Origin of the sequence: Streptomyces sp. BR123, from assembly GCF_013401435.1 — a bacterium.
Lineage (GTDB): Bacteria > Actinomycetota > Actinomycetes > Streptomycetales > Streptomycetaceae > Streptomyces.
In genome coordinates this window covers 1-4666 of sequence record NZ_JACBGN010000424.1, presented here as the reverse complement: position 1 = coordinate 4666, position 4666 = coordinate 1, and the positions used below count along the sequence as shown (strand labels likewise).

The following is a 4666-nucleotide window of genomic DNA, read 5'->3' as shown; positions in this document are numbered from 1 at the left end:
GGTTCGGAAGGGGCCCAGAGGGCTTCTGAGGCTGCTGTGGGGGACGGGTCGGCCGATGGGTCGGCCGGCCTGCCGCAGCGCGCCCGTGAGCGGCACTGGGCGGCCGGGAAGGACGTCCGGCATGCCGTCCACGGGCCGGGGTGGGTGCAGGGCAGCGGGCTCGGGCGGGTCACCGTGCGGTTCGAGCAGCCGGGATCGGCCCCCGGCCGGGTCCGCACCTTCCAGGTGGACGACCCCGACCTGGAGCCGTCCGATCCGCTGCCCCTGGTGGGCCGGGGCGGGTGACCAGGGCGGGGCGACCGGGCCGGGCGGGGGCTACTCCTTGCCCTGCTCGCCGTTGGCCACGTGGCCGAAATCACCCCTGAACGTGAAGTCGGACGGGAGGGAGACGTCCAGCCCGTAGTGGTGGTAGAGCTGCAGCTCCTGCTCGGGGGAAAGATGGCGGCCGACACCGAAGTCCGGGGCGCCCTTGATCAGGGCGCGCTCGAAGGGGACGCGCAGCGTGTCGCCGACCAGTTCGCTCGGCTCCAGGGGGATGAAGGCGTCCCGGCTGAACAAACCGGTCCGGACGGCGGCCCATTCCGGGACGCCGGTGGCATCGTCGAGGTAGACCTCGTCAACGGTTCCGATCTTGGTGCCGTTGCGGTCGAACGCCTTGCGGCCGATCAGGCTGCGGGGATCGATATCTGTCTGCACGGTCCCTCCACGTGGTCGCAACTCCTCCGTAATGACTACAAAAGGCCATTTCCCCGGAGGGGGCCACTCGAGGGAGATCCCGCAACCTCGCTGGTAGGCTGGGTGATGGCTGCTGACCCTGTGCGGGAGAGTCCTCCACCGAGTTCGACGGAGGCGCCGAAGGAGCAAATCCTCCCCGGAATCTCTCAGGCATACGTACCGCACGGACGAGGCCACTCTGGAAAGCAGGGGCGGTGCCGGGCCCGCAGTGCCGGTTCCACCCCTCACCGACGGTGAAAACCGGACCCCGCGGACGAACTCCGCAGGAGCCGGTGAAGCTCTCAGGTTGAGATGACAGAGGGGGAGGCCGTCCGGGCGCCCGCGCCGTGGTGCCCCTCGCAGGTCGTACGACCCAGGAGGCCTCCGTACATGACCGCCAACCGCATTCCGCTCTCCCAGCTGGAGCGAGGCATCCCCTTCGAGCAGCGCCACATCGGCCCGGACGCCGAGGCGCAGGCCAAGATGCTCGCCCAGGTGGGCTACGGCTCGCTCGACGAACTGACCGCCGCCGCGGTACCGGACGTCATCAAGACCGCCGAGGCGCTGAACCTGCCCGAGGCGCGGACCGAGGCCGAGGTGCTGGCCGAGCTGCGCCGCCTGGCCGGCCGCAACCAGGTCATGACCTCGATGATCGGTCTCGGCTACTACGGGACCTTCACCCCGCCGGTGATCCTGCGCAACGTGATGGAGAACCCGGCCTGGTACACCGCGTACACGCCGTACCAGCCCGAGATCTCCCAGGGTCGCCTCGAGGCCCTGCTGAACTTCCAGACCGTCGTCGCCGACCTGACCGGCCTGCCGACCTCGGGCGCCTCCCTCCTCGACGAGGGCACCGCCGCCGCCGAGGCCATGACCCTGGCCCGCCGCGTCGGCAAGGCCAAGGGCAACGTGTTCCTCGTCGACGCCGACGCCCTGCCGCAGACCATCGCCGTGATCGAGACCCGTGCCGAGCCGATCGGCATCGAGGTCGTCGTCGCCGACCTGTCCGAGGGCATCCCGGCCGAGATCGCCGAACGCGGCATCTACGGCGTCCTCGTCCAGTACCCGGGTGCCTCCGGTGCTGTCCGCGACATCAAGCCGGTCATCGACCAGGCGCACGAGCTCGGCGCGATCGTCGCCGTCGCCGCCGACCTGCTCGCGCTGACCCTGCTGACCTCCCCGGGCGCCCTGGGCGCGGACATCGCCGTCGGCACCACCCAGCGCTTCGGCGTCCCGATGGGCTTCGGCGGCCCGCACGCCGGCTACATGGCCGTCCAGGACAAGCACGCCCGCTCGCTGCCCGGCCGCCTCGTCGGCGTCTCCGTGGACGCGGACGGCAACAAGGCGTACCGCCTTGCCCTGCAGACCCGTGAGCAGCACATCCGCCGCGAGAAGGCCACCAGCAACATCTGCACCGCGCAGGTGCTGCTCGCCGTCATGGCCGGCATGTACGCCGTCTACCACGGCCCCGAGGGCCTGAAGACGATCGCCCGCCGCACCCACCGCTACACGGCGCTGCTCGCCGCCGGTCTGACGGCCGGCGGGGTCGAGCTCGTGCACGGCTCGTACTTCGACACCCTGACCGCCCGCGTGCCCGGCAAGGCCGCCGAGGTCGTCGCCGCCGCCCGCGAGGGCGGGGTCAACCTGTTCCAGGTCGACGCCGACCACGTCTCCGTCTCCGTCGACGAGACCACCCTGCGCGCCCACATCGAGGCAGTCTGGGCCGCCTTCGGCGTCACCGCGAGCATCGAGGCGCTCGACGAGACCACCGCCGACGCGCTGCCCGAGGGCCTGCTGCGCTCGGACGCATACCTGACGCACCCGGTCTTCCACCAGCACCGCTCGGAGACCGCGATGCTGCGCTACCTGCGCAAGCTCGCGGACAAGGACTACGCGCTCGACCGCGGCATGATCCCGCTGGGCTCCTGCACGATGAAGCTCAACGCGACCACCGAGATGGAGCCGGTGACCTGGCCCGAGTTCGGCCAGCTGCACCCGTTCGCCCCGGTCGAGCAGGCCGAGGGGTACCTCACGCTCATCAGCGAGCTGGAGGAACGTCTCTGCGAGGTCACCGGCTACGACAAGGTCTCGATCCAGCCGAACGCCGGCTCCCAGGGCGAGCTCGCCGGCCTGCTGGCCGTCCGCGCCTACCACCGCGCGAACGGCGACGAGCAGCGAACCGTCTGCCTCATCCCGTCCTCCGCGCACGGCACCAACGCCGCCAGCGCCGTGATGGCCGGCATGAAGGTCGTCGTCGTCAAGACGGCGGACGACGGCGAGGTCGACGCGGACGACCTGCGCGCCAAGATCGAGCAGTACCGCGACGAGCTCGCCGTGCTGATGATCACCTACCCGTCCACCCACGGTGTCTTCGAGGAGCACGTCGCCGACATCTGCGCCCAGGTCCACGAGGCCGGCGGCCAGGTCTACGTCGACGGAGCCAACCTGAACGCCCTGGTCGGCCTCGCCAAGCCCGGCCACTTCGGCGGCGACGTCTCGCACCTGAACCTGCACAAGACCTTCTGCATCCCCCACGGCGGCGGCGGCCCGGGCGTCGGCCCGGTCGGTGTCCGGGCGCACCTGGCCCCCTACCTGCCGAACCACCCGCTGCAGCCGACCGCCGGCCCGGAGACGGGCGTCGGCCCGATCTCGGCCGCGCCGTGGGGCTCCGCCGGCATCCTGCCGATCTCCTGGTCGTACGTGCGCCTCATGGGCGGCGAGGGCCTCAAGCGCGCCACCCAGGTGGCCGTGCTCGGCGCCAACTACATCGCCAAGCGCCTGGAGCCGCACTACCCCGTGCTCTACACCGGCCCGGGCGACCTGGTCGCACACGAGTGCATCATCGACCTGCGCCCGCTGTCGAAGGAGACGGGCGTCAGCGTGGACGACATCGCCAAGCGCTTGATCGACTACGGTTTCCACGCCCCGACCATGTCCTTCCCGGTGGCCGGAACGCTGATGATCGAGCCGACGGAGTCCGAGGACCTCGTCGAGATCGACCGGTTCTGCGACGCGATGATCGCCATCCGCGCCGAGATCGAGCGGGTCGCGTCCGGCGAGTGGCCGGCCGACGACAACCCGCTGCGCAACGCCCCGCACACCGCGGCGATGCTCGGCGGCGAGTGGGCGCACGCGTACACCCGGGACGACGCTGTCTTCCCTGGTGGCGTCTCGGCGACCGAGAAGTACTGGCCGCCGGTGCGCCGGATCGACGGCGCCTTCGGCGACCGGAACCTGGTCTGCTCCTGCCCGCCGCTGGACGAGTACGACAGCTGAGGCGTACGGCGACCTGACACAAAAGCATGAGCTGACTGCACGCTGAAGGGGCCGGTCCGGGAGAATTGCTCCCGGACCGGCCCCTTCGGCTTCGGCTGTTCCGGCGTTCCGCCGAGCCGGCGTCGGCTAGGCCGCCTGCGCCGCCACCACCGGGCGGTGCGGAGCGATGATCTGGCCGTCCGGCAGCAGCTCACCGGTGTCCTCGAAGAGCAGGACACCGTTGCACAGCAGGCTCCATCCCTGTTCGGGGTGGTTGGCCACGGGCTTGGCGGCCTCCCGGTCGGCGGAGTCTGCTGACGGGCACGCTGGCTGGTGCTGACACATGGATGCGTTCTTTCGCTGCGGTGTGGTCTGTGTGCTGCGGCTCGATGCCTGGTTCATGGCCGCCCCCCGTGGTCGACGACGTGATGTGGTCAGTCCCAGTGTTGCCCTCCGGACCTCGGTCCGCAGGGATTTCCGGTAGCTGTCCTCACAGATTGATGACGCATCACCCGTGCGGGCGGTTCAGCCCAACTCGCCTGTCATTTTGGGTGGTTCACGGGTGGCCCGGCGGGACTAGGCCGGATGGGCCGTTCGGGGGAGGGCCTGATCAGGCGGCCGGAGCGGCCAGAGGCGGCCTCATCGGCGGGGCGGGCGGGGTGAGCCGGTGGGTCATCACGGGCAGCAGCTCGGACAC

General features: G+C 70.7%; 3 protein-coding genes, 1 pseudogene and 1 riboswitch. Of the genes and pseudogenes, 2 read left to right on the top strand and 2 right to left on the bottom strand.

What is annotated here, in order from left to right; all coding sequences use genetic code 11:
* Positions 1-285: pseudogene (locus tag HYE82_RS34200) on the top strand (DNA polymerase IV); the annotation flags it as partial.
* Between the two features lie 30 nt (positions 286-315).
* On the opposite strand, the gene HYE82_RS34195 reads toward HYE82_RS34200, so the two are convergent.
* The gene (locus HYE82_RS34195) at positions 316-696 is read right to left on the bottom strand and encodes a PRC-barrel domain-containing protein (RefSeq protein WP_179178115.1); all 381 of its coding nucleotides are present in this window, start codon (positions 694-696) and stop codon (positions 316-318) included.
* A gap of 113 nt (positions 697-809) precedes the next feature.
* Positions 810-907: riboswitch (glycine riboswitch) on the top strand.
* 197 nt (positions 908-1104) lie between these two features.
* On the opposite strand from HYE82_RS34195, the gene gcvP reads away from it, so the two are divergent.
* Complete coding sequence (gene gcvP / locus HYE82_RS34190) at positions 1105-3990, top strand: aminomethyl-transferring glycine dehydrogenase (protein ID WP_179178114.1); 2886 nt, start codon at positions 1105-1107, stop codon at positions 3988-3990.
* Positions 3991-4116: 126 nt separating this feature from the next.
* Here gcvP and HYE82_RS34185 read toward each other — a convergent pair whose 3' ends face one another.
* Positions 4117-4314: a DUF5999 family protein gene (locus HYE82_RS34185; protein WP_306439682.1), complete on the bottom strand. Its 198-nt coding sequence runs from the start codon at positions 4312-4314 to the stop codon at positions 4117-4119.
* Between the last annotated feature and the right edge of the window lie 352 nt (positions 4315-4666).